The sequence below is a fragment of the Nocardioides sp. NPDC087217 genome, from assembly GCF_044744805.1.
Lineage (GTDB): Bacteria > Actinomycetota > Actinomycetes > Propionibacteriales > Nocardioidaceae > Nocardioides.
In genome coordinates this window covers 525316-551367 of the sequence record NZ_JBIUZB010000002.1, presented here as the reverse complement: position 1 = coordinate 551367, position 26052 = coordinate 525316, and the positions used below count along the sequence as shown (strand labels likewise).

22 protein-coding genes are annotated in these 26052 nt (G+C 71.1%); 7 read left to right on the top strand and 15 right to left on the bottom strand.

The features are described 5' to 3' along the window. Positions 1-5: 5 nt before the first annotated feature. A complete protein-coding gene (locus ACIO3S_RS09975) occupies positions 6-2993 on the bottom strand; it encodes an ATP-binding protein (protein WP_400462451.1) in 2988 nt (995 codons plus the stop codon). A gap of 192 nt (positions 2994-3185) precedes the next feature. Here ACIO3S_RS09975 and ACIO3S_RS09970 point away from each other — a divergent pair, with 192 nt between their 5' ends. Then, a complete protein-coding gene (locus ACIO3S_RS09970; RefSeq protein ID WP_400462448.1) occupies positions 3186-4208 on the top strand; it encodes a threonine aldolase family protein in 1023 nt (340 codons plus the stop codon). A 51-nt stretch (positions 4209-4259) separates the two neighbouring features. Continuing rightward, positions 4260-6464 carry an acyltransferase family protein gene (locus tag ACIO3S_RS09965; protein WP_400462445.1) on the top strand — a complete coding sequence of 735 codons (2205 nt, stop codon included), beginning with the start codon at positions 4260-4262 and terminating at the stop codon, positions 6462-6464. A gap of 57 nt (positions 6465-6521) precedes the next feature. Here ACIO3S_RS09965 and pheT read toward each other — a convergent pair whose 3' ends face one another. Together pheT and pheS are read right to left on the bottom strand one after the other, a co-directional pair. After that, complete coding sequence (gene pheT / locus ACIO3S_RS09960; RefSeq protein WP_400462443.1) at positions 6522-9017, bottom strand: phenylalanine--tRNA ligase subunit beta; 2496 nt, start codon at positions 9015-9017, stop codon at positions 6522-6524. Beyond that, the gene (pheS, locus tag ACIO3S_RS09955; RefSeq protein WP_400462440.1) at positions 9014-10135 is read right to left on the bottom strand and encodes a phenylalanine--tRNA ligase subunit alpha; all 1122 of its coding nucleotides are present in this window, start codon (positions 10133-10135) and stop codon (positions 9014-9016) included. Before pheS ends, pheT begins: the two co-directional genes overlap by 4 nt. A 162-nt stretch (positions 10136-10297) precedes the next feature. Here pheS and ACIO3S_RS09950 point away from each other — a divergent pair, with 162 nt between their 5' ends. From ACIO3S_RS09950 to ACIO3S_RS09940, 3 genes are read left to right on the top strand one after another with little or no spacing between them, the layout of a single operon-like run. Further along, positions 10298-11095: an ABC transporter ATP-binding protein gene (locus tag ACIO3S_RS09950; RefSeq protein ID WP_400462437.1), complete on the top strand. Its 798-nt coding sequence runs from the start codon at positions 10298-10300 to the stop codon at positions 11093-11095. 27 nt (positions 11096-11122) lie between these two features. Then, positions 11123-12136: an iron-siderophore ABC transporter substrate-binding protein gene (locus ACIO3S_RS09945; protein WP_400462434.1), complete on the top strand. Its 1014-nt coding sequence runs from the start codon at positions 11123-11125 to the stop codon at positions 12134-12136. Continuing rightward, the gene (locus tag ACIO3S_RS09940; protein WP_400462431.1) at positions 12133-14232 is read left to right on the top strand and encodes an iron ABC transporter permease; all 2100 of its coding nucleotides are present in this window, start codon (positions 12133-12135) and stop codon (positions 14230-14232) included. The genes ACIO3S_RS09945 and ACIO3S_RS09940 overlap by 4 nt, the downstream gene beginning before the upstream one ends. Before the next feature lie 23 nt (positions 14233-14255). On the opposite strand, the gene ACIO3S_RS09935 is transcribed toward ACIO3S_RS09940, so the two are convergent. The 9 genes from ACIO3S_RS09935 to ACIO3S_RS09895 all read right to left on the bottom strand — a co-directional run bounded on the left by ACIO3S_RS09935 (position 14256) and on the right by ACIO3S_RS09895 (position 22009). Continuing rightward, on the bottom strand, positions 14256-15299 hold the full coding sequence (locus ACIO3S_RS09935) for an ATP-binding protein (RefSeq protein ID WP_400462428.1): 1044 nt from the start codon (positions 15297-15299) through the stop codon (positions 14256-14258). Positions 15300-15334: 35 nt separating this feature from the next. After that, positions 15335-16537, bottom strand: a complete 1203-nt coding sequence (locus ACIO3S_RS09930; RefSeq protein WP_400462425.1) for an oxygenase MpaB family protein — start codon at positions 16535-16537, stop codon at positions 15335-15337. 69 nt (positions 16538-16606) lie between these two features. Next, the gene (locus ACIO3S_RS09925; protein WP_400462423.1) at positions 16607-17794 is read right to left on the bottom strand and encodes an MFS transporter; all 1188 of its coding nucleotides are present in this window, start codon (positions 17792-17794) and stop codon (positions 16607-16609) included. A 4-nt stretch (positions 17795-17798) separates the two neighbouring features. Next, positions 17799-18842 (bottom strand): MerR family transcriptional regulator, encoded by a 1044-nt coding sequence (locus ACIO3S_RS09920; RefSeq protein WP_400462420.1) that lies wholly within the window; start codon positions 18840-18842, stop codon positions 17799-17801. A gap of 33 nt (positions 18843-18875) precedes the next feature. Continuing rightward, the gene (locus ACIO3S_RS09915) at positions 18876-19670 is read right to left on the bottom strand and encodes a TrmH family RNA methyltransferase (RefSeq protein ID WP_400462417.1); all 795 of its coding nucleotides are present in this window, start codon (positions 19668-19670) and stop codon (positions 18876-18878) included. Between the two features lie 84 nt (positions 19671-19754). Further along, positions 19755-20138, bottom strand: a complete 384-nt coding sequence (gene rplT / locus ACIO3S_RS09910; protein ID WP_160023841.1) for a 50S ribosomal protein L20 — start codon at positions 20136-20138, stop codon at positions 19755-19757. 49 nt (positions 20139-20187) lie between these two features. Beyond that, positions 20188-20400, bottom strand: coding sequence for a 50S ribosomal protein L35 (locus ACIO3S_RS09905; protein ID WP_008359371.1), 213 nt, complete (start codon positions 20398-20400; stop codon positions 20188-20190). Positions 20401-20470: 70 nt separating this feature from the next. Beyond that, entirely contained in the window at positions 20471-21214 is a 744-nt protein-coding gene (gene infC, locus ACIO3S_RS09900; protein ID WP_350713858.1) for a translation initiation factor IF-3, read from the bottom strand. A 300-nt stretch (positions 21215-21514) separates the two neighbouring features. Then, the gene (locus ACIO3S_RS09895) at positions 21515-22009 is read right to left on the bottom strand and encodes an SseB family protein (protein ID WP_400462412.1); all 495 of its coding nucleotides are present in this window, start codon (positions 22007-22009) and stop codon (positions 21515-21517) included. 90 nt (positions 22010-22099) lie between these two features. On the opposite strand from ACIO3S_RS09895, the gene ACIO3S_RS09890 reads away from it, so the two are divergent. Continuing rightward, positions 22100-22564, top strand: coding sequence for a hypothetical protein (locus ACIO3S_RS09890; protein ID WP_400462409.1), 465 nt, complete (start codon positions 22100-22102; stop codon positions 22562-22564). A 40-nt stretch (positions 22565-22604) separates the two neighbouring features. Continuing rightward, on the top strand, positions 22605-23105 hold the full coding sequence (locus ACIO3S_RS09885) for a 4-amino-4-deoxy-L-arabinose transferase (protein WP_400462406.1): 501 nt from the start codon (positions 22605-22607) through the stop codon (positions 23103-23105). Positions 23106-23117: 12 nt separating this feature from the next. Here the strand turns inward: ACIO3S_RS09885 and ACIO3S_RS09880 are convergent, their stop codons facing one another. Genes ACIO3S_RS09880 through ACIO3S_RS09870 form a run of 3 tightly spaced genes read right to left on the bottom strand, consistent with a single transcriptional unit; the run spans position 23118 to position 26049 of the window. Then, positions 23118-24065 carry a TauD/TfdA dioxygenase family protein gene (locus tag ACIO3S_RS09880; RefSeq protein WP_400462403.1) on the bottom strand — a complete coding sequence of 316 codons (948 nt, stop codon included), beginning with the start codon at positions 24063-24065 and terminating at the stop codon, positions 23118-23120. A 30-nt stretch (positions 24066-24095) separates the two neighbouring features. Continuing rightward, positions 24096-25004, bottom strand: coding sequence for an ABC transporter permease (locus ACIO3S_RS09875; RefSeq protein WP_400462400.1), 909 nt, complete (start codon positions 25002-25004; stop codon positions 24096-24098). After that, positions 24997-26049, bottom strand: coding sequence for a glycine betaine/L-proline ABC transporter ATP-binding protein (locus tag ACIO3S_RS09870; RefSeq protein WP_400462398.1), 1053 nt, complete (start codon positions 26047-26049; stop codon positions 24997-24999). The genes ACIO3S_RS09875 and ACIO3S_RS09870 overlap by 8 nt, the downstream gene beginning before the upstream one ends. Positions 26050-26052 lie beyond the last annotated feature (3 nt).

Sequence of the window (26052 nt, the reverse complement as noted above, 5' to 3'; positions counted from 1 at the left end):
AGGTCTCACGCCAGGCGCGCGATGACGCCGCGGGCCTCGTCCAGCAGGGCGAGCCCGCGGCGTTCGCCGTACTCCTCGCAGACCCGATCCAGTACGCCCGGCGCAAGCCGGTTCGCGTCGGCGACCGCACGTTCCCAGCGCATGTCCAGGAACGAGCGGGAGTAGCCGAACCGGTCGGCCAGCACGACCAGCCGCACCGACTCCTCGCGCGGCAGCGCGTCCCGCAGCAGGCCCCAGAGCCCGAGCGCGAGCAGCACCATGCCGGTGACGGGATAGTCCTGAGCTCGGCGCTCCTCGGAGACCAGGCGCGGCGCCTTGCCCATCAGGGCCTCGAAGAGGTCGGAGCCCTCCACGCCCTCACCATGCCGGGCGCAGGCGACCACCGTGACCGCCTCGGCCGCCACGCGCCACGGCACCAGGTCGGGATCGTCGGTGAACCCCGGGAACGGCATCTCGCCCATCGTCTCCACCACCTCGCGGAACAGCGCCAGCCCCTCACCGACCCGCCCCTGGGCGAGGAGGAGCTGGGCGCGGGCGCCGTGGACGGCGCCGCGGGAGCCGAAGCCGCCGTGCGGCTGCTCGTCGGCGAGCTGGGCGAGGATCTCGGCGGCCTCCTCGAGACGGCCCTGCTCCACGGCGTACGTCACCAGGATGGCGCGGGTCTGGACGAGGTCGTCGTCGGCACCGAGACGGCGCAGGACCGGGACGGCCTCGCGGGCATGCTCAGCCGCCTCGCCTAGACGGCCGAGCTGGGCATAGAGGCCACTGAGCTGGGCGTGCAGCATCGCCTGTGGCCACAGGCCGCCGTCGGTGCCGGTCAGGCGCAGCGCCTCCCTGCCCGCGGCGACCGCACCCTCGGGGTCGCCGAGGTTCTCCCGCTCGTGGCTGAGGAAGGTGTACGCACGAGCGCGTACGTCCTGGTCGGGGTCGTCGACCAGGTCGGCCAGCTCGTCCTCCAGCGGCCGGCCGGCCCGGGGGCCGGTCGCGGATCCGGCGACGGTGCTCGCCATCGCCCGCATCACCTTCAGCATCACCCTGAGCTGTGGGTCCGCGGCCTCGGCGCCGACCCGGTCCAGGATCGTCATCAGCCGCTCGAGTCCGGAGCCACCGGTCACGGCGGCGCCGAAGAGCAGCAGGGCCAGGACGAGCCGGGTCTTCTCCAGCAGCGCCGGCGGCGGTTCCCACTCGGCGAGCAGATCGGCGACCGGTCCGGCCAGCATGATCACCCGCTGGTGCTCGCCCGCGATGGTCCAGAAGACACCCATCGCGCAGAAGAGTCGGATCACCGACTCGGCCTCGTCGTCGGCCAGGACCTGGCGCAGGATGTCGGCTAGGTTGCTCTCCTCGGCGCGCAGCTCGTCCATGGCGTCGAACTGCTCCGGGGAGTAGATCCGGCCGGCGCTCGCGTCGGCGTAGTCTCGCGCCCACGCACGCTGGGCCGCTCGGGCCGCGGCGTCCTCGCCGGCGTCGATCAGCTGCATCCGGCCGAACTCGCGGACGGTCTCGAGCATCCGGTAGCGGAACCCCAGCGGTGCGTCGACGACGGTCAGCAGCGACTGGTCGACGAGCTCCTCGATCGCGGCGAACGTGTCGGCGCCGAGCATCGCCTCCGCCGCCGCGAGGGTGAACCCGTCGTGGAAGACCGAGAGCCAGCGCATCGCCTTCCGGTCACGTTCGGACAGAAGATTCCAGGACCAGTCGATGACCGCGACCAGGGTCTGGTGACGGTCGGGAGCGCTGCGGTCTCCACCGCGCAACAGCTCGAACCGGTTCTCCAGCCGCCGCGCGATGTCGTCGACCGACATCGCGCGCACCTTCACCGCAGCCAGCTCGATCGCCAGCGGCAGGCCGTCGAGCCGGGTGACGATCTCGTCGACCCGGACCTCGTCGAGGTGGGTCCCGGGCCGCGCGGCGACCGCACGGCGCCGGAACAGCTCGCTGCCGTCGTACGTCCCCAGCCGGCCGAGCGGGTAGACCCGCTCCGCGCCGATGGCGAGCGGGCTCCGAGAGGTGGTGAGGACGGTCAGATCGCGCACCGTCGCGACCAGGAAGGCGACCAGGTCGGCGACGGCGGCCACGATGTGCTCGCAGTTGTCGAGGACGAGCAGGGTCGGCACGCCGTCGAGCTGCTGCGCGATCCGCGAGCGTACGTCGGCCCGCTGATCGGGAGTGAGCCGGTCACGGTGGGCGACCGAGTCGCGCACGCCCAGCGCCGAGCCGACCTCGCTGACCACGTCCTCGGGAGCGGTCACGCCGACCAGCTCCACGAAGTGGACCACCGGCTCCTCGGCGTCGTGGGCGATCACCTGGGCCAGACTGGTCTTCCCCAGCCCGCCGGGCCCGAGGATCGTGACGACCCGCGAGCTCTTCAGCAGGGCGGCGACCTCGGCGGCGTCCTGCTCGCGACCGATCAGCACGTCGGCGTCATGACGCAGCCCCGAGCGCACCGGGCGGTCGCGCGCGAGCAGCTCGGCATGGACGGTTCGCAGCCGTGGGCTCGGGTCGACCCCCAGCCCGTCGGCGAGCCCGGTCCGGTACGCATCGAATCGCTCCAGCGCCGCCGGCACACCGTGCACCGCGGCGACCGCCCGCAGCACCGCCTCGGTGACCTCCTCGTCGGGGTCGAGACCGACGAGCCGTTCGAGGAGCGGGAGCGCCTCGGCGTACCTCTTCTCGGCGGCCAGCCTCAGCGCCTCCGGACGCAGCGACCAGGCGTCGACCTCAACGGCCGGGAGGTTGAGACGGTAGCCCCGTGGCGTGCGTTCGATGGCGCTGGACGCGGTCGCCGTCCGGGCCCGCGAGACCACCACCTGGAGCGCCTTCGAGGGATGGGCAGGGACGTCGTCACGCCCCCAGACCTCCTCGACCAGAGCAGCCTCGGAGGCACCTCGCGGACCGGCCTCGACCAGCGCGCGCAACAGCGCCCGGGTCCGCTCGCCCGCCACCGGCGCGCCCGCCCAGGTGACCTCGTCCAGCACACTCAGCGTCGTCACAGCCGCCATTCTGCCATAGCGATATATCGCGTACGTACGGGATAGATTGCACCTTCTCGACGCGCCGCCCGCGTGTAACACGTCGTTCGTAGCACTACTCGCCCCATTAGATAGGGCGAGTAGTGCTACGAACAACGTGTTACCCCGGATCCCAGCCGACCGAGCTGACCACGGGATCGCCAGAATAGAACCGTGACCGTCGAACTGCGCTCTGACAACGCCGCCTCCGTCTCCCCCGCGATCCTGGAGGCGATGGCCGCCGTCAACTCCGGCTCCGCGCTCGCCTACGGAGGTGACGAGGTCACCGCCGCGCTCGAAGCCCGCGTGCGCGAGGTCTTCGAGCACCCGACGGCGCGCGTCTTCCCGGTGCTGAGCGGCACCGCCGCCAACGCCCTCTCACTGTCCGCCATGACCCCGCCGTGGGGCGCGGTGGTCTGCCACGAGACCGCGCACATCCTGAGCTCCGAGGGCGGTGCGACCTCCTTCCTCAGCGGCGGCGCGGTGATGACCGGCATCGCCGGCGAGGACTACAAGATGGCGCCGGAGGCGCTGCAGGCCCACCTGGACGGCGTACGTTGGGGCGACCCGCACCACTCCCAGCCGGCCGTCCTCGAGCTCACCTCACCGTCCGACTACGGCTCGGTCTACTCCGCGGACGAGACCGCCGAGCTCACCGCGATCGCCAAGACCCGCGACCTTCGGGTGCACCTGGACGGCGCCCGCTTCGCGAACGCCGTCGTGGCCACGGGCGCAGCCCCGGCCGACCTCACCTGGCGGGCCGGGGTCGACGTGCTCTCGCTGGGCGCGACGAAGAACGGTGCCCTCTCGGCCGAGGCGATCGTCTGCTTCACCGACGCCACCGCCGACGAACTGGTCTACCGCACCAAGCGCAGCGGCCACGTCACCTCGAAGATGCGCTACCAGTCGGCCCAGCTGCTGGCCTACCTCACCGACGACCTCTGGCTCCGCAACGCCCGCAACGCCAACGAGCGGATGGCGGAGCTCGCCGCCGGCCTTCGGACTGCAGGCGTACGCATCACCAACCCCGTCGACGTCAACCTCGCCTGGATGGATCTCCCCGAGGAGACGGCCGACCGCCTGGAAGCAGCCGGGGTGCTCTTCCACCGGCTGGGCGGCCAGGTCCGGTTCGTGACGTCGTGGCAGACGACGAGCGAGGACATCCGCAACGTCCTGGAGGTCCTGGGCAGCGCCTGATACCCGCGGGGGCCATCCGTGCTCGAGGAGAATTGCTAGCCTCTTCTGTCTATGTCTTCTGACATCTCGGTCCCCTCCCCCGCCCCCGCCGCCCCCTCGGCTCCCGCCAAAGCCCCCGCAAAGCAGCTGCGCGGCGACGTCCAGGGGCTGCGCGCCGTCGCCATCCTCACGGTCCTTGCTGCCCACGCGGGGGTCTCCTGGTTCGCCGGCGGGTTCGTCGGCGTCGACGTCTTCTTCGTCATCTCGGGCTTCCTGATCACCCAGCAGCTCGTCGGTGAGCTCGGCCGCACCGGCCGGATATCGCTGAGACGCTTCTACGCGCGCCGGGCCCGGCGCATCCTCCCGGCCGCCACCTTCACGCTTGCGGCCACCGTGGTCGCCGCGGTGGTGCTCCTGGGTCCGGCGCAGGTCGCCCCGCTCGCCGTCGACGCGGTCTGGGCCTCGGCGTTCGCCGCCAACATCCGGATGGCGGTCGCCGGGACCGACTACTTCCAGGCCGAGCTGCCGCCCTCGCCGGTCCAGCACTTCTGGTCGCTGGCGGTCGAGGAGCAGTTCTACCTGGTCTGGCCGCTCGTCGCGCTGATCTGCATCGTCCTGGCGAGCAGGATCGGCGCCTCCCGGGGCGGCGGCGAGCGTGACGCCCAGCAGGCCTCGGCACGGGCTCGCCGCTTCCTGCTCGCCGCGATCGCACTGATCACCGTCGCGAGCTTCGTCTGGTCGCTCGTCCACACGCCGGGAGAGGCGACCGCGGCCTACTTCTCCTCGCTCACTCGAGCCTGGGAGCTCGGGATCGGCGCCGCCCTGGCGATCCTGGTCACCAGCGGCCGGGTGATACGACGCCTGGCCGGCACTCCCCTGGCCCGGGAGATCCTGGTCCTCGGCGGCCTCGCCGCGATCCTCTGGGCCTGCCTGGCCTACGACGAGTCCACCCCCTTCCCCGGCTACCACGCCGCGCTCCCGGTGCTCGGCTCCGCCGCGGTCATCCTGGCCGGCGCCACGCCCGCGGGTGACACCACGCTCGGCGCCCGGCTGCTGTCGCTCGCTCCGATGCGGGCGATCGGCGACTGGTCCTTCTCGCTCTACCTGTGGCACTGGCCGCTCCTGGTGTTGCCGGAGATCGCCCTGCAGCGCGCCCTCACCTGGCCCGAGCGTGGGGTCGCCGTCGCGGCCGCGTTCGTGCTGGCGTACGCCGGGTTCCGGCTCGTCGAGGCGCCGTTCCGTGAAGGGGCGCTCTGGCGGCCGACCCGGCGCGCGCTGACCTTCTACCCGGTCAGCATCGCGCTCGTGGCGGCCATCGCGTTCGGCGGCACCGCCTACGCCGACTTCGAGGCCACCCGTGGCTCCTTCCAGCCGGCGATCACCCTGGCCAGCGCACCCGCCGCCCCACCGTCGCTGGACGAGCAGGAGGCGCTGGTGCGGGCCTCGGTGCTCGCGGCGCGTGACGACACCCCGATCCCGACCGAGCTGCGCCCGGCGCTCACCGAGCTCGACTCGCTCAAGCCGGGGCGCACCAGGTGCGACTACACCGACGACTCCGAGCGCGACCTGTGCGTCGACGGCGACCCCGACGGCGACCGGACGATGGTGGTCTTCGGGAACTCCCACGCCCTGCACTGGGTCCCGACGCTGAACCAGATCGCGAAGGAGCACGGCTTCCGGACCTACTTCCTGGTCAAGAACCGCTGCGTCTCCGCCTCCATCACCACCGACCGTGGCGGCGAGAAGGATCCCTACACCGAGTGCGACGACTTCAACCGCTGGGCCTTCAAGCAGTACAAGCGTCTCGACGCCGACCTGACCGTGGTCTCCACCGCCCCGCCGATCCAGGGCGTCTTCGACAAGAACGGCGACTGGGTCGGCGAGAGCCGCAAGATCGACGAGCTCATGCACCCGGCCTACACCGACTTCCTGCGCCGGGTGGACCGGCACACGAAGCGTACGGTGCTGATCCGGGACATCCAGGGCTTCGACACCAACGCCGGCACGTGCCTGTCCCGCCCCGGCGCCACGCTGGGCGACTGCCTGATGGGCGCGGTCGAGTCGCGGGAGCGGTCGATCGACGTCCAGGTCCGGGCCGCCGAGGAGGTCGGTGTCGACGTGGCCGACATGAGCTCCTACTTCTGCTGGGACGGCTCCTGCCCCGCTGTCGTCGGTGACACCATCACCCACTACGACGGCACCCACATGTCGCGCCAGTACGCACCGCAGCTCGCCGAGCCGCTGGCCCGCCGCATGGGTCTCCGCGCCCCCGGATAGCGACGAGGAGGGCCGCTCGCGACGATGCGCGAGCGGCCGTCCTCGTTCAGTCGATCCTCAGCGCTGGACGGCGCCGGTGAGCTCGGCCGCCTTCGCGACCGCCGCATCCCGGGCCGCCGCGGTCTCCTCGGCCTTCAGCGTGCGGTCGGGAGCGCGGAAGCGCAACGCGAAGGCGAGCGACTTCTTGCCCTCGCCGACCTGGTCGCCCTCGTAGACGTCGAAGAGCCGCACGGTCTCCAGCAGCGGGCCCGCGCCCTCGCGCAGCGCCGCCTCGACGGCGGCCACGGTGACGTCGGTGGACACCGTCAGCGCGACGTCCTCCTTCGCGACCGGCATGGTCGAGAAGACCGGGCCGGCGGCCGTGGCGGGCACCTTCGAGATCAGGAAGTCCAGGTCGATCTCGACCGCTGCCGAACGGACCGGCAGCCCGAACGCCTTGCACACGTTGGGGTGCAGCTCGCCGGCGTGGCCGAACTCGACACCGTCGACGGAGACGACCGCGCAGCGACCCGGGTGCCACGGCGCCCGCGAGGCCGAGGCGACCTCGACAGGGACTCCGAGCTCGGTGCCCAGGCGGCGTACGACGTCGATGGCGTCAGCCCACGACGCGGTCTCGGCGGCACCCCACCAGCCGCCCCGCGTACGCTCCCCGGCGAGCACGACGGCGAGATGCAGCGGCTGGCGCGGGATCGCGGCGAGCAGCTTCTCGAGCTCCTCCTCGGTCGGACGCCGGTCGACGCCGTAGATCGGCGCGGCCTGGTCCACCGGGAAGGCGACGGTCGCGGTCTCGAAAAGAGAGACCCCGTCCTGACCTCGGGAGACGTTGCGGGCGGCGACCTTGAGCAGACCCGGGAGCAGCGTCGTGGTGTAGCCGGGCTCTTCGCTGCTGAGCGGGTTGGCCAGCTTGACGGTGTGCCGCAGCACGTCGTCGGCGGGCAGCCCGAGGCGATCGAAGTCGGCCTCGCCCACGAACGGGAAGTCGACGACCTCGACCAGCCCGGCACCGGCCAGGGCACGCCCGATCCGGCGGCGCAGCTGCTGCGCGCGGGTCAGACCACCACCGGTCGCCCGGCGGGGCAGCACCGAGGGGACCTTGTCGTAGCCGACGATGCGGGCGACCTCCTCGACGAGGTCGTAGGGGTCGTTCAGGTCGGTACGGTAGGTCGGAACGGTCGCGGTGAGTGTGTCGTTCTCGACCTTGACCTGGGCCCCGATCAGCTCCAGACACTTGACCACGGTCTCGTCGCCGAGGTCGATGCCGATGATCCTCGCGGGCAGCGACGTCGGGATCGTGATCGTGGTCAGCGGCTTACGGGTCTCCGGCGAGGCGCCCGGACCGACCTCGGTCACACCAGGCTCGACGACGCCGCCGCCGTGCTCCACCAGAAGCTCCACGACGCGATCGGCGGCGATCGGCGGCAGCAGCGGGTCGACGCCTCGCTCGTTGCGCTTGCCGGCCTCGCTGGTGAGCTTGTGCCGGCGTCCGGTGCGGAACATCGATCGCGGGTCCCAGTGGGCAACCTCGACGAGCACGTCCGTGGTGGCCTCAGAGATCTCCGTGGAGGCGCCACCCATCACGCCGCCCAGCCCGATCGGGCCGGTGTCGTCGCAGACGACGAGGTCCTCGGGGTCGAGCTCGCGCACGGTGTCGTCCAGGGTGGTGAGCTTCTCGCCCTCATGCGCCCGGCGGACCACGATCTGGCCGGTCACCTTGGCCTTGTCGTAGGCATGGATCGGGTGACCCAGCTCGAACATCACGTAGTTGGTGACGTCCACGCCCAGCGAGATCGAACGCACTCCGACCTGCTCGAGGCGCTTCTTGATGAACTCGGGCGTCGGAGCGGTCGGGTCGAACCCGGTCACCGTGCGAGCGACGAAGTAGTCGCAGCCGGTCTCGTCCTCGATCCTCACCGGGTAACCGTCGGCGTTGGCGAGCGGAACGTCTCGCTGCGCCGGGTCGTGGAACGGTACGTCGAAGCCGAGCGCCGCGTCCCGAGCGATGCCGCGCATCGACAGGGCGTAGGCACGGTCCGGGTTGATCTCGAACTCGATGACCTCCTCGCCGAGCCCGAGCACCTCGCGGGCGTCGGTGCCGGGCGCGGGAGCATCGGCCGGCAGCACGATGATGCCGTCGGCCTCCTCCCCCAGCCCGAGCTCGCGCGCGGAACAGATCATTCCGGCCGAGATGTGGCCGTAGGTCTTCCGGGCCGAGATCTGGAAGTTCCCGGGCAGCACGCCACCGGGCAGGATCACGACGACCTTGTCGCCCGGCTTGAAGTTGTGCGCTCCGCAGACGATGCCCTGCGGCTCACCGGTGCCGTTGGCGTCGCCGACGTCGACGGTGCACCAGTTGATCGTCTTGCCGTTCTTCTGCGGCTCGGGCACCTGGGTCAGCACCTGGCCGACCACGAGCGGACCCTCGATGCCGGCGCCGGAGGTCTCGATCGCCTCCAGCTTGAGGCCGAGCGCGGTCAGCCGGTCGGTGATCTCCTCGATGCCGAGATCGGCCGGCAGGTCGACGTACTCCTTGATCCAGGAGAGGGGGGCCTTCACAGTTCACTCCCGAATGCAGTAGTAAGCCGGACGTCACCCTCGAAGAGAGTGCGCAGGTCGGACAGGCCGGTGCGGAACATCAGAGTGCGGTCGATGCCCATCCCGAACGCGAAGCCGCTGTACTTCTCCGGGTCGACACCGCATGCGACCAGCACGCGCGGGTTCACGATCCCGCAGCCGCCCCACTCGATCCAGCCCTCGCCCTTGCAGGTGCGGCAGGTGACGAGCTGACCGTCTCCGGCGTCCACGACCTGAGCGCCACGGCAGACGAAGCAGGTCAGGTCGACCTCCGCCGAGGGCTCGGTGAAGGGGAAGTACGACGGCCGGAACCGGGTCACGATGCCCTCGCCGAACATCTGGGTGGCGAAGTGGTCCAGGGTGCCCTTCAGGTTCGCCATCGAGATGCCCTCGTCGATGGCGAGGCCCTCGACCTGGTGGAACATCGGCGAGTGGGTCGCGTCGTACTCGTCGGTGCGGAAGACGCGTCCCGGGCAGACCACGTAGATCGGCGCCTCGCGGGTCAGCATGGTGCGCGCCTGGACCGGGCTGGTGTGGGTGCGGAGAACGACGTGGTTCTCGGCCGGCTCGGTCCAGAACGTGTCCTGCATGGTGCGCGCCGGGTGGTCCGGGCCCAGGTTGAGGGCGTCGAAGTTGAGCCACTCGGCCTCGATGAGCGGACCCTCGGCGACCTCCCAGCCCATCGCCACGAAGATGTCGGCGATGTACTCGGCGCCGGTGGTGAGCGGGTGCCGCCCACCAGCCGGGAGCCGGTCGGTCGGGAGCGTCACGTCGACGGTCTCCTCGACCAGCATCCGCGCCTCGTGCTCGGCCTCGAGCACCTTCTGCCGCGCCGCGAGCGCCTGGTTGACCGCGCCACGCGCCTTGCCGACGCGCTGGCCGGCATCCTTGCGCGCCGCCGGCGGCAGCGCGCCGATCTCGCGGTTGGCCAGCGCCAGCGGCGAACGGTCGCCGGCGTGATCGAGCCGTGCGTGCTTGAGCTCCTCGAGACTGGTCGCGGCGTCGATGGCCTTCAGCGCAGCGTCGCGCGCGGCCTCGACCTCCTCAGCCTTCAAGGGGGTGACCTCTACCGGGTCATAGTCGGTGTTGGGACCGGACATCACTGGCTTTCGTCGCATCGAGTGTGTGAGCGACAGTCTAGGAATCCGGCGGCCCGTGACGCGAACCGGTAACCGGTGAAGGGTGTCGCCGGACCATATTTAGCCGACCGAATGGTGGGCCCCTCTGGACAACCCCGGAATTAGTTAGGCTAGCCTCACCTCATGCCTCCTGCCCTTTCCGGTCATGACCTCGTCCTCGGCTATGCCCGCGCGACCGTGGTCCATGGCGTCTCGATCGGTCTCGAGTCGGGGCGAGTGACCGCCTTGATCGGGCCGAACGGCTCGGGAAAGTCGACCGTGCTGCGCTCCCTGGCCCGGCTGCATCGGGTGACCTCCGGGTCGGTCCAGCTCGAGGGGGCCGACAGCGCGCCGCTGAACGCCCGCGCGTTCGCGCGCAGGGTCACGCTGCTATCCCAGTCCCGCCCGCACCCCTCCGGCCTGACCGTGCGCGACGTCGTCGGATTCGGGCGCCACCCTCACCGCCGGCGCTTCGCCGCCCTGACGGAGGAGGACCTGGAGAGCATCGACCGGGCGATGGAGCTCACCGGGACCGCCACGATGGCGGACCGGGCCGTCGACCAGCTCTCCGGTGGCGAGCTGCAGCGCGTCTGGTTGGCCAGCTGCCTGGCCCAGGACACCGGCGTGCTGCTCCTCGACGAGCCCACCAACCATCTCGACCTGCGCTACCAGGTCGAGATCCTTGACCTGGTCCGCGATCTCGCGGACCACCACGGGACGGCCATCGGCGTCGTCCTGCACGACCTGAACCAGACCGCCGCAGTGGCGGACCAGGTCGTACTGCTGCACCACGGCGATGTGCACGCCGCCGGCGAACCCGCTGACGTGCTCACCGCCGAACACCTCTCTGAGGTGTACGGGCTCCCGATCGAGGTGACCTCCGATCTGGAGTCCGGGCGCGTCCGGGTCGAGCCACGCGGCAGGCATCACGCCCGGCTCTGACGCCGGCGGACACGAAGAGGAAAGACGATGTTTCGACGTACGACCACTGCTGCCCTGACAGCGGCCGGCGCCCTGATGCTGGCCGCCTGCGGACAGACGACGACCGCTGCCGAGTCCGGTGAGCCCGAGAAGAAGGCCTCCGCCGGCTGTGAGGGCGTCGCGACCTCCAGCGGCCCGGTCAGCCTCACCGACTCCTTCGGCAACAAGGTCGAGCTCGACAAGCCCGCCGAGCGGGTCGCGGTCCTGGAGTGGCAGCAGACCGAGGACCTCCTCAGCCTGTGCGTGGACCCGGTCGCGGTCGCCGACGGCAAGGGTTTCCGCACCTGGGACACCGCGGAGGAGCTCCCCGAGAGCGCCACCGAGGTCGGCACCCGGGGCGAGCCGAACCTGGAGACCCTGTTCGGCACCAACCCCGACCTGATCGTCGTCGAGGCCTACACCGCCGAGGACGAGATCCTCAAGCAGCTCGCCAAGTACGACGTCCCCGTCCTCGCCACCAAGGGCGCCGACGCCAAGGACCCGGTCGCCAACATGGTGACCACCTTCGAGATGATCGCCGAGGCGACCGGCCGCGAGGAGCAGGCGGAGAAGGTCGTCGGCGAGTTCGAGGACAAGCTCGCCGCCTCGAAGAAGGCGGTCGCGGAGGCCGACGCCGCGGGCACCGAGTTCGTCTACTTCGACGGCTGGATCGACGGCGCGAACGTCGCGATCCGCCCGTTCGGCCAGGGCTCGCTGATCGGTGAGCTCGGCGAGGAGATCGGGCTGAAGAACGCCTGGACGGGCGAGGTCGACCCGGCGTACGGCCTCGGGCAGACCGACATCGAGGGCATGACCACCCTCGGCGACGCCACCTTCTTCCACACCGGCACCGTCGACCCCGCCGGCGACATCAACGCCGAGCTGGCCAAGAACAAGGTCTGGAAGTCGATCCCGGCCGTCAGCGAGGGCCGCACCCACGCCTTCCCCGAGGGCATCTGGACCTTCGGCGGACCCCGCTCGGCCGAGCAGGTCCTGGACGCGTACGTCGACCTGCTCAAGTGACCGATGCTCTCAAGGCCCCGCGAGCGGGTGCCGGAGGCGCCTCTGTCGTCCTCCTGTGCCTGCTCGCCGGGCTGCTGCTGACCGCTTCCTGGCATCTCACCCAGGGCACCTCGGGCGTCGGGCCCGCCGACTTCCTCGACGCGCTGCTCGGGCGTGAGCAGTCGCACGGCGCGACCGCGTCGACGATGGAGATCATCACCGGGTCGCGGATCCCCCGCCTCGCGGCGGGGATCGCGGTCGGGTTCGCCCTCGGCGTCGCCGGGGCGCTCCTGCAGTCGCTCGCGCGCAACGCGATGGCTGCCCCCGACACCCTGGCGGTGACCGGCGGCGCCTACTTCGCGGTGACCCTGGTCGCCGCGTTCGGCCTGTCGGTCCCGCTGTGGGCCTCCGGTATCACGGCCTTCCTCGGCGGCCTCGTCGCCGCCGGGATCGTCCTCGCCCTCGCCGGCGGCGCGGGCACCTCGACGACCCGGCTCATCCTGGCCGGCTCGGCGGTGGCGCTCGCGCTCCAGGCCGCCACCTCGACGCTGCTCATCCTCTACTCCGAGGAGACCACGAGCCTGTTCGCCTGGGGCAGCGGATCGCTGAGCCAGCTCGGGCTGCAGGCGTTCTGGCAGGTGGCACCGGTGGTCGTGGTGGCGACCGTCTGCGGTCTGCTGCTCGCCCGCCGGCTCGACCTGCTCTCGGCAGGCGACGACGCCGCCTCGGTCCTCGGCGTACCGGTCCGCTCGACGCGGGCGATCGGGACCGTTCTCGCGGTGCTGCTCACCTCGGCGTCGGTGACGCTGGCGGGGCCGATCGGCTTCGTCGGGCTCTGCGCCCCGGTCCTGGTCCGCCTGCTCGGCCGGCTCGTCCCGGCGCTGAACCGGCACGCCGTCCTGATCCCGGCCGCCGGTCTGGTGGGCGCCCTCGTCGTGGTCGTGGCGGACGTCCTCGTCCGGGCGGTGCTCGGTGCGGACGAGGCCATGTCGGTGCCCACCGGCGTGACGACGACGATCGCCGGTGCGGTCGTGATGGTGCTCCTCGCCCGTGGCGGGCGCGACTCCGGTCCCACCCGCCGGCCACCCGGCGCCACCGTCACCATCCGCAGCCGGCTCCGGTTCCTGGTGGTGCTCGTCCTGCTGCTCGCGCTGACCGTCGGTGCCACCGTCGTCGGCCTGCTCGCCGGGCATCAGTGGCTCTACACCGGCGACATCGTCGCCTGGCTTCAGGGTGAGGGCATCCCGCTGGTCCAGTTCGCTCTCGACGAGCGTGCGCCCCGGGTCGCCGCAGCCGTACTCGCCGGTGGAGCGCTCGCTCTCGCCGGCACGTTCGTCCAGGCCACCTGCCGCAACCCGCTGGCCGAGCCCGGGATCCTGGGCATCACCGGCGGCGCCGGCGTGGGCGCGGTCATCGTGGTGACCGGCCTCTCCTCGGGCTGGAGCGGTGGCAGCTCGGCCGCGGCCTCGACGACCACCATGCTCATCGCCGCGACCGTCGGAGCGCTCGTCGCCTTCGGCGTCGTCTACGGCCTGGCCTGGCGAGGCGGGATCGACACCGACCGGCTGGTGCTCATCGGCATCGGCGTCTGGTACGGGTCAGTCTCGCTGAGCACCTTCCTGCTGGTGCGCTCCAACCCGTGGGACACGCCGCGGATCTACACCTGGCTCTCCGGCTCGACCTACGGTCGCAGCTGGGAGCAGGTCATCCCGGTCGCGGTGGCGCTGGCCGTCGCGATCCCGATCGCCTTCGTGGTACGTCGCGAGCTCGACCTGCTCACGCTGGACGACGACACGCCACGGCTGGTCGGCGTCTCCTCCGAGCGGGTGCGCCTGCTGATCCTGCTGACCGCTGCGGTGCTCACCGCGATGGCGGTCTCCGCCGTCGGTGTCGTCGGCTTCGTCGGCCTGGTCGCGCCGCACATCGCGCGCGCCCTCGTCGGCGGGCGCAGCGCACGGGTCGTCCCGGTCGCCATCCTGGTCGGGGCGCTGCTCCTCGTGGTCGCCGACGCCATCGGCCGCACCGCGATCAGCCCTGCCCAGATCCCAGCGGGCCTCGTCGTCGCGCTCATCGGGGCGCCGTACTTCATCTTCCTGCTGGCCCGGTCCAGGCCATGATCCAGGCCATGATGGAGTGACCCTCAGGCCGACGGCGGATTCCGGGGCCAGCCGACCTCGATGCGAGCTCCGCCGCCGTCGGCGTCGGCGATCGTGACCGAGCCGCCGTGGGCGCGGGTGAGGCCGCCGACGATGTAGAGCCCGAGACCCGAGCCGCCGCGGGCGCCGTGCTTCCAGAACTTGGTGAACACGCGCTGGCGCAGCTCGACGGGGATGCCCTCGCCGCGGTCCTCGACGACCAGCAGGACCTGGTCGGGGTCGTCGGACCGCACGCCCAGGCTCACGGTGACGACGCCGTCTCCGTGGCGTACGGCGTTCTCGACGAGGTTGGTGACGACCTGGGTGAACTTGTCCGGATCGGCGTGGATCTCGAGCTCGTCCTCGCCGGCGGAGATGTCGAGCTCGATCGGCCGGGAGGTCGCCGAGCGCACCGACTCGACCACCCGGGTGACCAGCACCGTCGCGTCGCTGGAGCGCGGGTAGAGCTGCAGCCGCCCGGTGTCGATCCGGGCCACGTCGAGGAGCTCGGCGATCAGCCTGGAGAGCCGGTCGGAGTCGGAGGCGACCGTCTTGAGCATCAGCTTCTTCTGATCGTCGTTGAGCCGGTCCCACCGGTTCAGGAGCGCCTGGACGAACCCCTTGACCCCGGTCAGCGGCGAGCGCAGCTCGTGGGCGACGGTGGCGACCAGGTCGGACCGCTCCCGGTCCAGGCGCTTGCGGCCCCGGCCCGAGCGCAGCGAGATCGAGACCTGGTCGACGTCGGCGTCCAGGGACGGGCGCCGGATCGTCGAGACGACCAGCACCTCGGTGCCGTCGGGCAGCAGCCAGGCCTGCTCCGGGGTGCCGGTGACGGTCCGCAGGGTGTCGTAGGGCCGGTTGGCCTCGGCCCAGGTCTGCCCTTCGGTGTTGCTCAGCGTGAGTACGTCACCCAGCGGCTTCCCCAGGCTCGAGACCGGGTCCACGCCGAGCATCCGCGCGGCCAGGGCGGAGACCAGGACGACCGCGCCATCCGCGTCGGCGACGACGACACCGTCGGGCAGGGCATCGGCGAGTTCTCGGGCGTCCACGCCGCCACCCTAGACCGACCGGCGGCCCAGGGCCGCTACTCCGGCCGATTGCTCAGCGGTAGCGTGATCGGCGCCGGGTCGCCGGGCGAGAAGTAGATCTTGATGAAGGTGTGCACCGCCTCGGGGAGCAGGTTGGAGACGAGCGGGATGTTGGGGACCGTGCTCTGGTAGGAGGTCACCAGCAGCGGCACGGCGCTCGCCCAGACGGGGGCGAGAACAGGGTCGTTGTCGAAGGCGATCATGTCGGCGTACGCATCGCCGATCACGTAGCGGCCCAGCGACTCCAGCTCGTGGCGAAGCAGCGGGTTGCCCTCGCCGATCACGGCGTCGAGCAGCGCCTGGGCGAGCTCGACACCCTCCCGGGTGCCACCGGTCGCCGGCCCCATCACCTGGTCGTACTGCGCGTACGCCGCGGCCCAGTCCTTCGGCAGATACTGCTCCTGCACGCCGAGGAGATGGAGGTCGACGTTCCAGGCGTGCAGGAAGGCGTCGGCGAGCTCCTCGCTCGGTGCGATGTCCCACTCGGTGAACTTCTTCATCACCCAGGTGCCGAGGCTGTGGAAGGTGACCAGGATGTCGGCCTGACTGATCGGGATCTCCTGGCCGGCGCCGACGCCTCGCCAGTGCGGGGACTGCGGCAGCAGGTGGCGCACGGCGGCGTGGACCATCCGGGTCTTGACCGAGTCGACCATCAGCCGGCCGGAGGCGGTCCAGCCCTGGGCGTCCATCACGTCGTAGCCGAGCACGGTCGTCTTGGCGATCCGGTCGCGCATGTTCGCGCCGCCGTAGGAGTAGTAGACCGACCACGCCTCGCGCTTGATGGCGCAGCTGATCAGGCCGCTGCCGAGGGTGTAGAGGAGCGCGAGGAAGAAGCCGTACCTCTCCTCGTTGAACGTGCCGGCCAGCTGCAGCTTCCCCTGGTCGGCCCAGGTCGGGAGGCGGCGCGCCTCCTCGATGAAGTCGGCCAGATAGGCCGGCAGCCCGTCGGGAACGGGCTGGTCGTTGGTCGTCCAGCCCTTCAGGATCTCGTTGACCTCGGCGACCCTGTCGATGCCCTCGCCGTAGAGACGCTCGATGACCGGGTCGGCACGGACGTCCCAGACGTACTCGGGATCCAGCCCCTCCCCGGCGCCCGCGATCGAGGCGCTCGGCGACCACGTCCACAGGGGGAAGGTCGCGCCCGCGGCCGCCGCCGCGCCGCCCGAGGCCAACAGTCGTCGTCTGCTCACGTTCGTCATGCCGTGCTCCTTCGGATCGCCCCGCGAGAACCTCCGCATCCCGAGTGAAACAGATTTACCTTTCGTGTATCAGACCCTCTGGGGTATCGGGCGAGGCAGCCGGGCGACCCGGGCGGCGGCAGGCACGGTGGCCAGGAGCAGTGCGGCGATGACGGCAAGAGCCAGGCGTACGTCGATCCCGGCTGCCACACCCAGCAGCGGTGTCGCGAGCAGGACCGGGCCGGTCTGGGCCAGCTGAGTCAGGCTCGAGAACCTTGCCAGCATCTCGGGCGGGGTGCGAGCCACGTAGGCAGGGAGGAGGTAGCTGGTCAGCATCACCGTGCCGACACCGACGAGGCCGACCGCGAGGATCCCCGCCCAGATCTCCGTACGCACCGCCAGCAGGACCACCCCGCCGGCCGCCAGCACCGGGCCGGCGACAGCGACGGGTGCGCGCGGCGCGCCGTAGCGGGCGACGGCGAGAGTCATCACCAGTCCCCCGGCCACCCAGGCGCCGGAGACGAGCCCGGTCTCGGCGGCCGTCCAGCCACGTTCGCGGCCGGCGAGCGGCAGCGCGAGCATGACCAGCGGGAGCACCGTCGCGGCCAGGCCGGTGATGGCGACCAGTACCGGGACGACGCCGGGCGTGCGCACCGCCGTCCGCGCGCCGTCGGCCAGGCTGCGCCAGACCGAGCCCTGGCCCGGCTCGGGAGCCGGCTCGTGCGGTGGCCGGACCAGGAGGAGCGCGACGAGGACGATGGCGTAGGTGGCCGCGTCCAGGCCGGCAGTCAGCGGCAGGCCCCCGTGGCCGATCAGGAAGCCGCCGGCCGCGGGCCCCGCGGCGCGGGCGATCTGGTGGGCCGAGCCGACCAGCGCCATCCGCCGGTCGAGGTCCTCTGTCCCGAACAGCCGTGGGAAGACTCCCTCGGCGGGTCGCCGCAGGGCCTGGATGGTGCCCGAGAGGGCACCGACCGCGACCAGCATCCACAGTCCCGCACCGTCGATCGCGCCGACAGCGAACGCCGCCATGACCAACACCATCGCGGCGTCGCAGGCGGCCATCGTCCGCCGGATCCCGATCCGGTCGGCCAGCACTCCCCCGGCGAGCACCAGTACCGCGAGCGGGATCCCTTCGATGGTCAGCACCAGGCTGGCCGCGTCGGCGCCGAAGCCCGCCGCCGCCCAGCCGAGCGCGAAGAAGGTCACCGAGTCGCCGAAGACCGATGCGGTCGACGCTGCCAGCCAGGGGCGGAACCCCCGGCCCTGGGCCACTCCCACGGACTCAGCCCGCGGAGTCGTGTCGCACGGGCATGACCAGCGCGGTGAACCCGGGCTGGTAGGGCGAGGTCACCACCACCGGCCGGTCCGGCGCGGTCACCGCCAGCTGGATCTCGTCGCCCAGACACGCTGCCAGGGCGCGGCCGAACAGGGCCGTGCCGAGCCGGAGCCGGCTGGGCGGGCCGGTGACCACGCCGCGTACGTCGCTCTGCTCGGCGGTGTGCGGCGAACGGAGCCGCGTCGGGTCGCCGAGGAAGAGGTCGACCTCGGCGTAGGCGGCCGCGTCGAGACCCGCGAGCAGGTCGGCCTTGGCGAGCACCGCGCGGGTGACGGGCGGCTCCACGCCGGCCAGCACGAGCCGGTGCGCCGGGTAGGTGGTGTCGCGGCCCAGCTCCTGCCCGGCGAGGGTCAGGGTGCCGTCGGCGATGCGCAGCTCGGCGCCGGCGATCGCGTCCAGCCGGTCGGCCAGTGCGGCCGCGTCCGGCAGGGACAGGACCGCCCTGCCGCCGTCGCCCTCGGCGGCCGCCGGAAGCTCCCGCACCGCCATCCAGTAGCGGTTGGTCGCCACCACGTCCACGCCGTCGCCCCCGACGTCGATCAGGACAGAGGCGAGCTCGGAGGCCGGATCGGACTCCGCCGCGTGCCGCACCTGCCGGATCGCCGCGGCGAGCACGGGACCGGGCAGCTCGACGAGCGCCGGCCTCGCCGCAGGCCCGGCGTCGACGGCGGCCAGCACGCCGCGTACGGCCTCCTCGGCCCGCGCCGTGCGCGCGCTCTGGTCCTCGAGGAACTCCCCCAGCGCGGCCCTGGCCTCGCCGGCCGGCGAGTCGAGCACCACCCGCATCGTCTCGATCGGGACCCCGGCCTCCCGCATGCCCACGATCAGCCGGGCCCGGTCGGCGAGCTCGGGCGTGTAGTAGCGATAGCCCGTCCCGGAGTCGACCTCCGCCGGCACCAGCAACCCGCACTCGTCGTAATGCCGCAGCGCGCTCGCGGTCAGGCCCACCGCCCGCGCGAACGCCCCGATCGTCAACAGTGGCTCGTCCATGCCGCAACCATCGTCCTTCACGCGAGTTGAAGGTCAAGCCGAGTGGTGGGCCTTGGCGCTGGCGTAGAGGCAGAGGGCGGCGGCAGTGGAGAGGTTGAGCGACTCGGCCTTGCCGAAGATCGGGATGCTCATGATCTCGTCGGCCTCGGCGGCGAGCTCGGGCGGGAGGCCCCAGGCCTCGTTGCCCATCAGCCAGGCGGTCGGCCGGGCGAGGAGCGCGTCAGCACTGAACAGGTCGGCGGTGCCGTGCATGTCGGCGGCCAGGACGGTCAGGCCGGCGGCCTTGGCAGCCTTGACCGCGACCAGCGGGTCCCGCTCGATCGCGATCGGGAGGTGGAAGGCGGAGCCGACCGAGGCCCGGATGGTCTTCGGGTTGTAGAGGTCGACCGAGTCACCGGCCAGGATTACCCCGGACGCACCGGCCGCGTCCGCGCAGCGGATGACGGTGCCGGCGTTGCCGGGATCGCGTACGTCGGCACAGATCACCACGAGCGGACCCGCGATGTCGCCGAGCGCGACGTCGAGGAAGCGGCACAGTGCCACCACACCGGCGGGAGTCACCGAGTCGGAGAGGCCGGCCATCGCTCGGTCCTCGACCAGCGTGACCGCTTGGTCGGCCAGCAGCGAGGCGTACGTCTCCGCTCCGGCCTCGGTCGCGAAGATCTCCTGCACGCAACCAGGAACCCCGAGCGCACCCTCGACGGCCTTCGGACCGTCGGCCAGGAAGACCCGCCGCTCCGAGCGCACCGCACGCCGTGCGAGCTTGCGGATCTCCTTGAGGCGGGCGTTCCCCGCGGACAGCTTCACGTTCTCCCCCGACTCATTCACTGACGAAGACTCCCACGTCGCAACAGAGAACGACGCCCCCAGCCCGGCACAGCGGCCGGTGGGGGCGTCGTTTCAAACGCAAGCTCAGGCGTTCGCCGGGGCGTTGACGTCCTCCGGCAGAGCGGCCTTGGCCTGGGCGACGATCGCGTTGAACGCGGCCACGTCGTTGACGGCGAGCTCGGCGAGGATCTTGCGGTCGACCTCGATGCCGGCCAGGTTGAGACCCTGGATGAAGCGGTTGTAGGTCATGCCCTCGGCACGCGCCGCGGCGTTGATCCGCTGGATCCACAGCTTGCGGAAGTTGCCCTTGTTCTTGCGGCGGTCGTTGTAGGAGTAGACCAGCGAGTGGGTGACCTGCTCCTTCGCCTTGCGGTAGAGGCGCGAGCGCTGGCCCCGGTAACCGGAGGCCCGCTCGAGGGTGGTGCGACGCTTCTTCGCAGCGTTCACTGCGCGCTTGACGCGTGCCATTTCAGTGCTCCTTGAATGCTCTGGGGAAAGTTCGGGTGATCAAACGGTCTCAGCGACCGAGCAGCTTCTTCGCGCGCTTCACGTCGGCGGGGGCGAGCTCCACCAGACCGGCGTTGCGACGGTGCTTCTTGCGCGAGCCGGTCGTCGGCGCGGAGGCGAACGCAGCGCCGGACTTACGGCCGGCCTGCAAGCGCTGGATCTTCCCGGAACCGGTCACCTTGAAGCGCTTCTTGGAACCGGAGTGGGTCTTGTTCTTCGGCATAGTTCTTCCTTCTCTCGTCGTCCGGCCGGTCACGGGGCGCCGCGGCGGCGGAAGTCAGTGGATCGACCGGTCAGAGGTCGATGTCGGGGTCGAGGTTCTCTGAGCGCCGCTTCGGCTTCGGGGTGGAGGCCGGACGGGCAGCATTCGCGGCCGTACGCTCCGCCTTCTCGGCGGCCTCGTCGGCAGCGCGCTCGGCTGCCTTCTCCTCCTTGGCCTCCTTGGCCTCGACCTTGGCGTCGGCCTTCTTCTTGTGGGGGCCGAGCACCATGATCATGTTGCGGCCGTCCTGCTTCGGCGAGGACTCGACGAAGCCCAGCTCCTGGACGTCGTCGGCCAGCTGCTGCAGCAGGCGGAAGCCGAGCTCGGGACGGTGCTGCTCACGACCGCGGAACATGATCGTGATCTTCACCTTGTCCCCAGCGTTGAGGAACCGCACGACGTGACCCTTCTTGGTCTCGTAGTCGTGCTTGTCGATCTTCGGACGAAGCTTCATCTCCTTGATGATCACGTTCGTCTGGTTTCGACGGGCTTCACGGGCCTTCTGGGCGTTCTCGTACTTGAACTTCCCGTAGTCCATGAGCTTGCAGACCGGCGGCTTGCCCTGCGGGGCGATCTCGACCAGGTCGAGGTCGGCCTCCTGGGCCAGGCGCAGCGCGTCAGGGGTCGGCACGATGCCGACCGTCTCTCCGTTGGGACCAACGAGGCGGACCTCGGGAACCCGGATCCGGTCGTTGATACGAAGCTCAGTGCTGATGTGTCCTCCAGTTGTTGTGGCTGCGGAGGCTCTGGATCTCGGCTTCCGGGCCGCGTGCACGGGCGGTCCGGAAATCAAAAAAGGCTCCCGCTGGATTGTCACAAGCGGAAGCCAGTCATGACGCTCACCCACCATCGGGCTCGCACCACCGAATCCATGGCCTCTGAAGTTCTGGGGCCACTGTCTTCGGGACCGGACCCGACGACCTTTGTTGCTGGGCGGTCGATGCGGGTGGGAGAACGCTGTCGTGATCTCCGCTTGTTGGATCAAACCGACGGCGTACGTCGGCTGATCGGTCAACACGGAACACTACTGCAACATTCCCTGCGGCACCCAATCCTCAGGGGACGTGCCCGATCCTCAGGGTCGCACCCAGGCCGTACGCGGCCCGACGGTCGCCAGCTGCCAGCCCTCGGCCACCTTCTGCAGGTCGTCGCCCTCGATCGCGAACGGGACCGGGCCGGCGAGATCGAGCACGAGCGCGTCGGCGCCGTCATGGACGGCGGCCTGAGCCGCGTCTCGCAGCGAGACCGGAACCGGGCGGGCGTCGGCCTGCCAGGCCTGCAGCGGCGCGGTGCCGGTGAACCCGAGCAGCGCCTGCCGCCCGTCGGCGCCGGTGAGCAGCACGGTGGCCATGTCGGACGTCTTGTCGCGGGCCAGACCGGCTTCGTCGACCTCGACCTCCCCGAGCACCGCGACGACCGGGACGAGCACCCGGGCAGCGGCAAGGGTGGTGAGCACATCGGCGTGCGTGGCCTGGCCCGCGGCGTACGACCTCATCACGGTCGCGACCTCAGGGCTGGTCTCGCCGGTGTCGCCGGGAAATGCCGTGCCGAGGAGTCGTTTGTCGTTCATCGCCTCCCCATTCAACAACAGAGCGACATCAGGGCCGATATCGGGGACAGTCCGGGTGTCAGACGACCACGACGGTGGAAGACTGCAGGTATGGACCAAGGCGCCTACCTCGCACTAGCCGTTGCGCTCACCGTTCTGGGCGCGATCTGGACCTGGGTCGCGTTCCGACGGCGCGGCCTCGGAGCCGGCGTGAGGGCTGCCGGGTGGACGCTGCTCGCCCCGGCGGCCTACCTGACCGGACTGCTGCGCGCCGGCGGCCGGATCGTCGACGCGGTCGCCGACTGGGCCGCGCGCCTGGTCTTCAGCCCGACCGTCTGGATCGGGTTCGGCGTCGCCGCGCTCGCGATCGTGCTGATCTTCGTCGCCCGCCTCCTGCCCACCAAGGAGAAGCCGAGCCGCGCAGCCCGGAAGGGCGCTGCCGGTGCTGCGCCCGCCGGGTCGGCCGGCCCGGCCTCGGTCGCGGCGCCGAAGACGGCCAAGGGCCCGGTGGTGGACGACGATGACGACGACATGGCCGACGTCAACGATATCTTGAAGAAGTACGGCATCTCCTGAGTTGACCGACTCCCCAACCGTTGATCTCCTGACGATCGCGATGAGCCGTCCGGCCACCCTCGGCCCCGGACGGCTGATCTGCGTCGACGGCCCCGCCGGCTCCGGGAAGACGACGCTCGCCGCGGCCCTGGCCGGGATGACACAGGCCCCTGTGGTCCACATGGACGACCTGTACGCCGGCTGGGACGGCCTCGCCGACGGCATCGCCCAGCTCGAGTCGATCCTCCTCCCCCTCGTCGAGGGAGCCCCCGGCTCCTACCGCCGCTACGACTGGCACGCGGGCGAGTTCGCCGAGACCGTGCTGGTCCCGCCGAGCCCGCTCCTCGTCATCGAGGGCGTCGGCAGCGGCGCCGCGGCGTACGACGGCTTCCGCACCGCCCTCGCCTGGGTCGACGCGCCCGAGGACGATCGCAAGCGACGCGGCATCGACCGCGACGGCGACACCTTCGCGCCCCACTGGGACGCCTGGGCAGCGGCCGAGACCGAGCACTTCGCCCACGACCTGACCGCCGCCCGCGCCGACATCATCGTGACCACGTGATCCCGGAACGGGTCAGGAGATCAGCTCGTCCAGGCGGCTGTAGGCCCGCGCGTCGCCCTGGAGGACCTCCGAGCGCCGCCCGTCGACCGAGACCGGTACGTCACCCGCGACCGTGACCCGGCGCATCTCGCGCGGGTGGTGGTCGAAGTCGGCGACCGCGTAGTGCTGGGTGGCGCGGTTGTCCCACATCGCCACGTCACCGGGCTGCCAGGCCCAGCGGATGGTGTTCTCGAGCTTGGTGACCCGGTCCTGGAGCAGGTTGAACAGGTGGATCGACTCGGTGGAGGTGAGCCCGTCGAACTCCTTGACGAAGCTGCCCAGGACCAGCGTCCGCTCCCCCGTCTCGGGGTGGACGCGGACGACCGGGTGCCGGGTCTCGAAGTGGACCGAGGCGAAGTCGTCGCGGGAGTAGTTGGCGTCGGGCTGCTCGTGCTCCTCGTCGCGCTGGGCGTAGTCGTAGGAGTTGGTGTGCACCGCCCACAGCGCGTCGGCCAGCGCCTTCAGCGGCGCCGGGAGCCGGTCGTAGGCGGCCGCGGTGTTCGCCCAGATCGTGGTGCCACCGTAGGGCGGCAGGGTGACCGCGCGGAGCACCGAGATCGCCGGGACCCGGTCGACGAAGGTGACGTCGGTGTGCCACGCGTTGGCCGCCATTCCGGCGTTGGCGGTGACCCGCAGCACCCGCCCGGAGCCGGTGTTGACCGTCGGGTGCGCGGTCGTCAGCTCGCCGAACCGCGCCGCGAACGCGCTCTGCGCCTCGTCGGTGAGCCCGTCCTGGCCCCGGAAGAAGAGCACCTTGTGGCGCAGCAGGGCGTCGCGTACGTCCTCGATCTGGGTGTCGTCGGCCGCGGCCAGGCTCAGGCCCTCGATGACGGCGCCGATCCGGGCACCGGCGCGGCGGATCCGCACGCCCGAGGGCGCCTCGACGACGTCCGCGGGACGATGCAGCTCGGTGATGGTCACAGTCGTTCTCCTCCGATCAGGGATTTCGGTTCAGGCGGGGGTGAGCTCGGGCTCGGGGGTCGTGGCGTGGGCACCGCGACCGCGGCCGAGCTTCGGCCACCAGGACGGCACCAGGCCACGCTGGCCGCCGAGTGCGGCCGAGACGCGGTCGAGGTAGATCGCGATGACGACGACGGCCAGTCCGCCCTCGATCGAGGCGCCGATCTGCAGCCCCTGGACCGCGTTGACGACGACGCCACCGAGGCCGGAGCCGCCGACCAGCCCGGCCACGACGACCATCGAGAGGGCCAGCATGATGACCTGGTTGACGCCGGTCATGATCGAGTCCTTGGCCAGCGGGAGCTGGACCTCGCGCAGGATCTCCCAGCGGCCCGCGCCGAAGGCGGTGGCCGCCTCGACGGTCTCGGGGTCGACCTGGTTGATCCCGAGCTGGGTGAGCCGGACCGCCGGCGGCAGGGCGAAGACGATGGTGGCGACCAGGCCGGGTGCGTCGCCGACGCCGAAGAAGAGGATCGTCGGCAGCAGGTAGACGAAGACCGGGAGCGTCTGCATCAGGTCGAGGACCGGCCGCAGGGCCGTCCGCAGCGGTGGCGAGAAGGCCGACCAGATCCCCAGCGGGATGCCGATCACCAGCGCGACGAGCGTCGCCACGAGCACCGAGGTGGTGGTCTGCATCGTCTCGTACCACAGGTCCATCGACTCGATCAGGAGCAACCCGGCGGTCAGCACCAGGGTCAGCACGACCTGGCGGGTCACCAGGAGCGCGATCACCGCGAGCACGATGATCATCGCGACCGGTGGCAGCCCGCCGAGCACGTTGTAGACCATCCGGAGCAGGAAGTTGAGCGCCTCCTTGATGCCGTCGAAGAACGGCCCGAGGTTGTCGGTGAGGAAGGTGATGACATCCTCACCGATGTCGCCGATGTGAAGGTCAGGCATGGGCCACCTCCGCAGCCTCGTCGGTGTCGTTCACGGTGGAGAGCGCCGAGAGGATCGCACCCCGCGGCACCACGCCGCGCAGCCTGCCGTCCTCGTCGAGGACGGTGACGGGCACGACCTGGCGGCCCGCCAGATGCATGAAGTCGCCGATCACGTCGCCCTCCTTGACCTGGTGGTAGTCCTCCCCCAGCGCACCGTGGACGCTCTTGGCGCCACGCCGGGTCAGGCTCACCAGCCGGTCGTCGGTCACGACGCCCAGCAGCCTGTCGTCCGCGCCGGTGACGAACGCACCGGTGACCTCGTTCTCCCCCAGCCTGCGCAGCGCGTCGTGGGGCGTGATGTCCTCGGGGAGTACGAGACGGGCCGGCCGGATCAGGTCACCGGCGCTGAGCACCCGTGCCCGGTCGACGTCGGAGACGAACTCGCTGACGTAGTCGTCGGCAGGGTGCGCCACGATCTCGGGCCCGGGAGCGAGCTGGACGACCCGGCCCTCGCGCATCACCATCACCCGGTCGCCGATCCGCATCGCCTCGTTGAGGTCGTGGGTGACGAAGACCGTGGTGCGCTGGTCCTGGGCCTGGAGCTCGACCAGCAGATCCTGCATGTCGCGCCGGATCAGCGGGTCCAGCGCCGAGAACGGCTCGTCCATCAGCAGGATCGGCGGGTCCACGGCCAGCGCGCGGGCCAGACCCACCCGCTGCCGCATGCCGCCGGAGAGCTCGTGCGGGAGCTTGTCGCCGCGCCCGCCCAGGCCGACCCGGTCCAGGGCGGCGTCGGCCCTCTCGAGCCGCTCCTGCTTCGTGATGCCGCGTACCTTCAGGCCGTACGCCGCGTTCTCCCGCACCGTCCGGTGCGGGAAGAGCGAGAAGTGCTGGAAGACCATCCCGATGCCGTTGTTGCGGAGCTCGCGCAGCCGCTGGTCGGAGACCTTGGTGATGTCCTCGCCGTCGATCAGGAGCTCGCCGGCGCTGGGCTCGTTGAGCCGGTTGATCATCCGCAGCACGGTCGACTTGCCCGAGCCGGACAGGCCCATCACGACGAACATCTC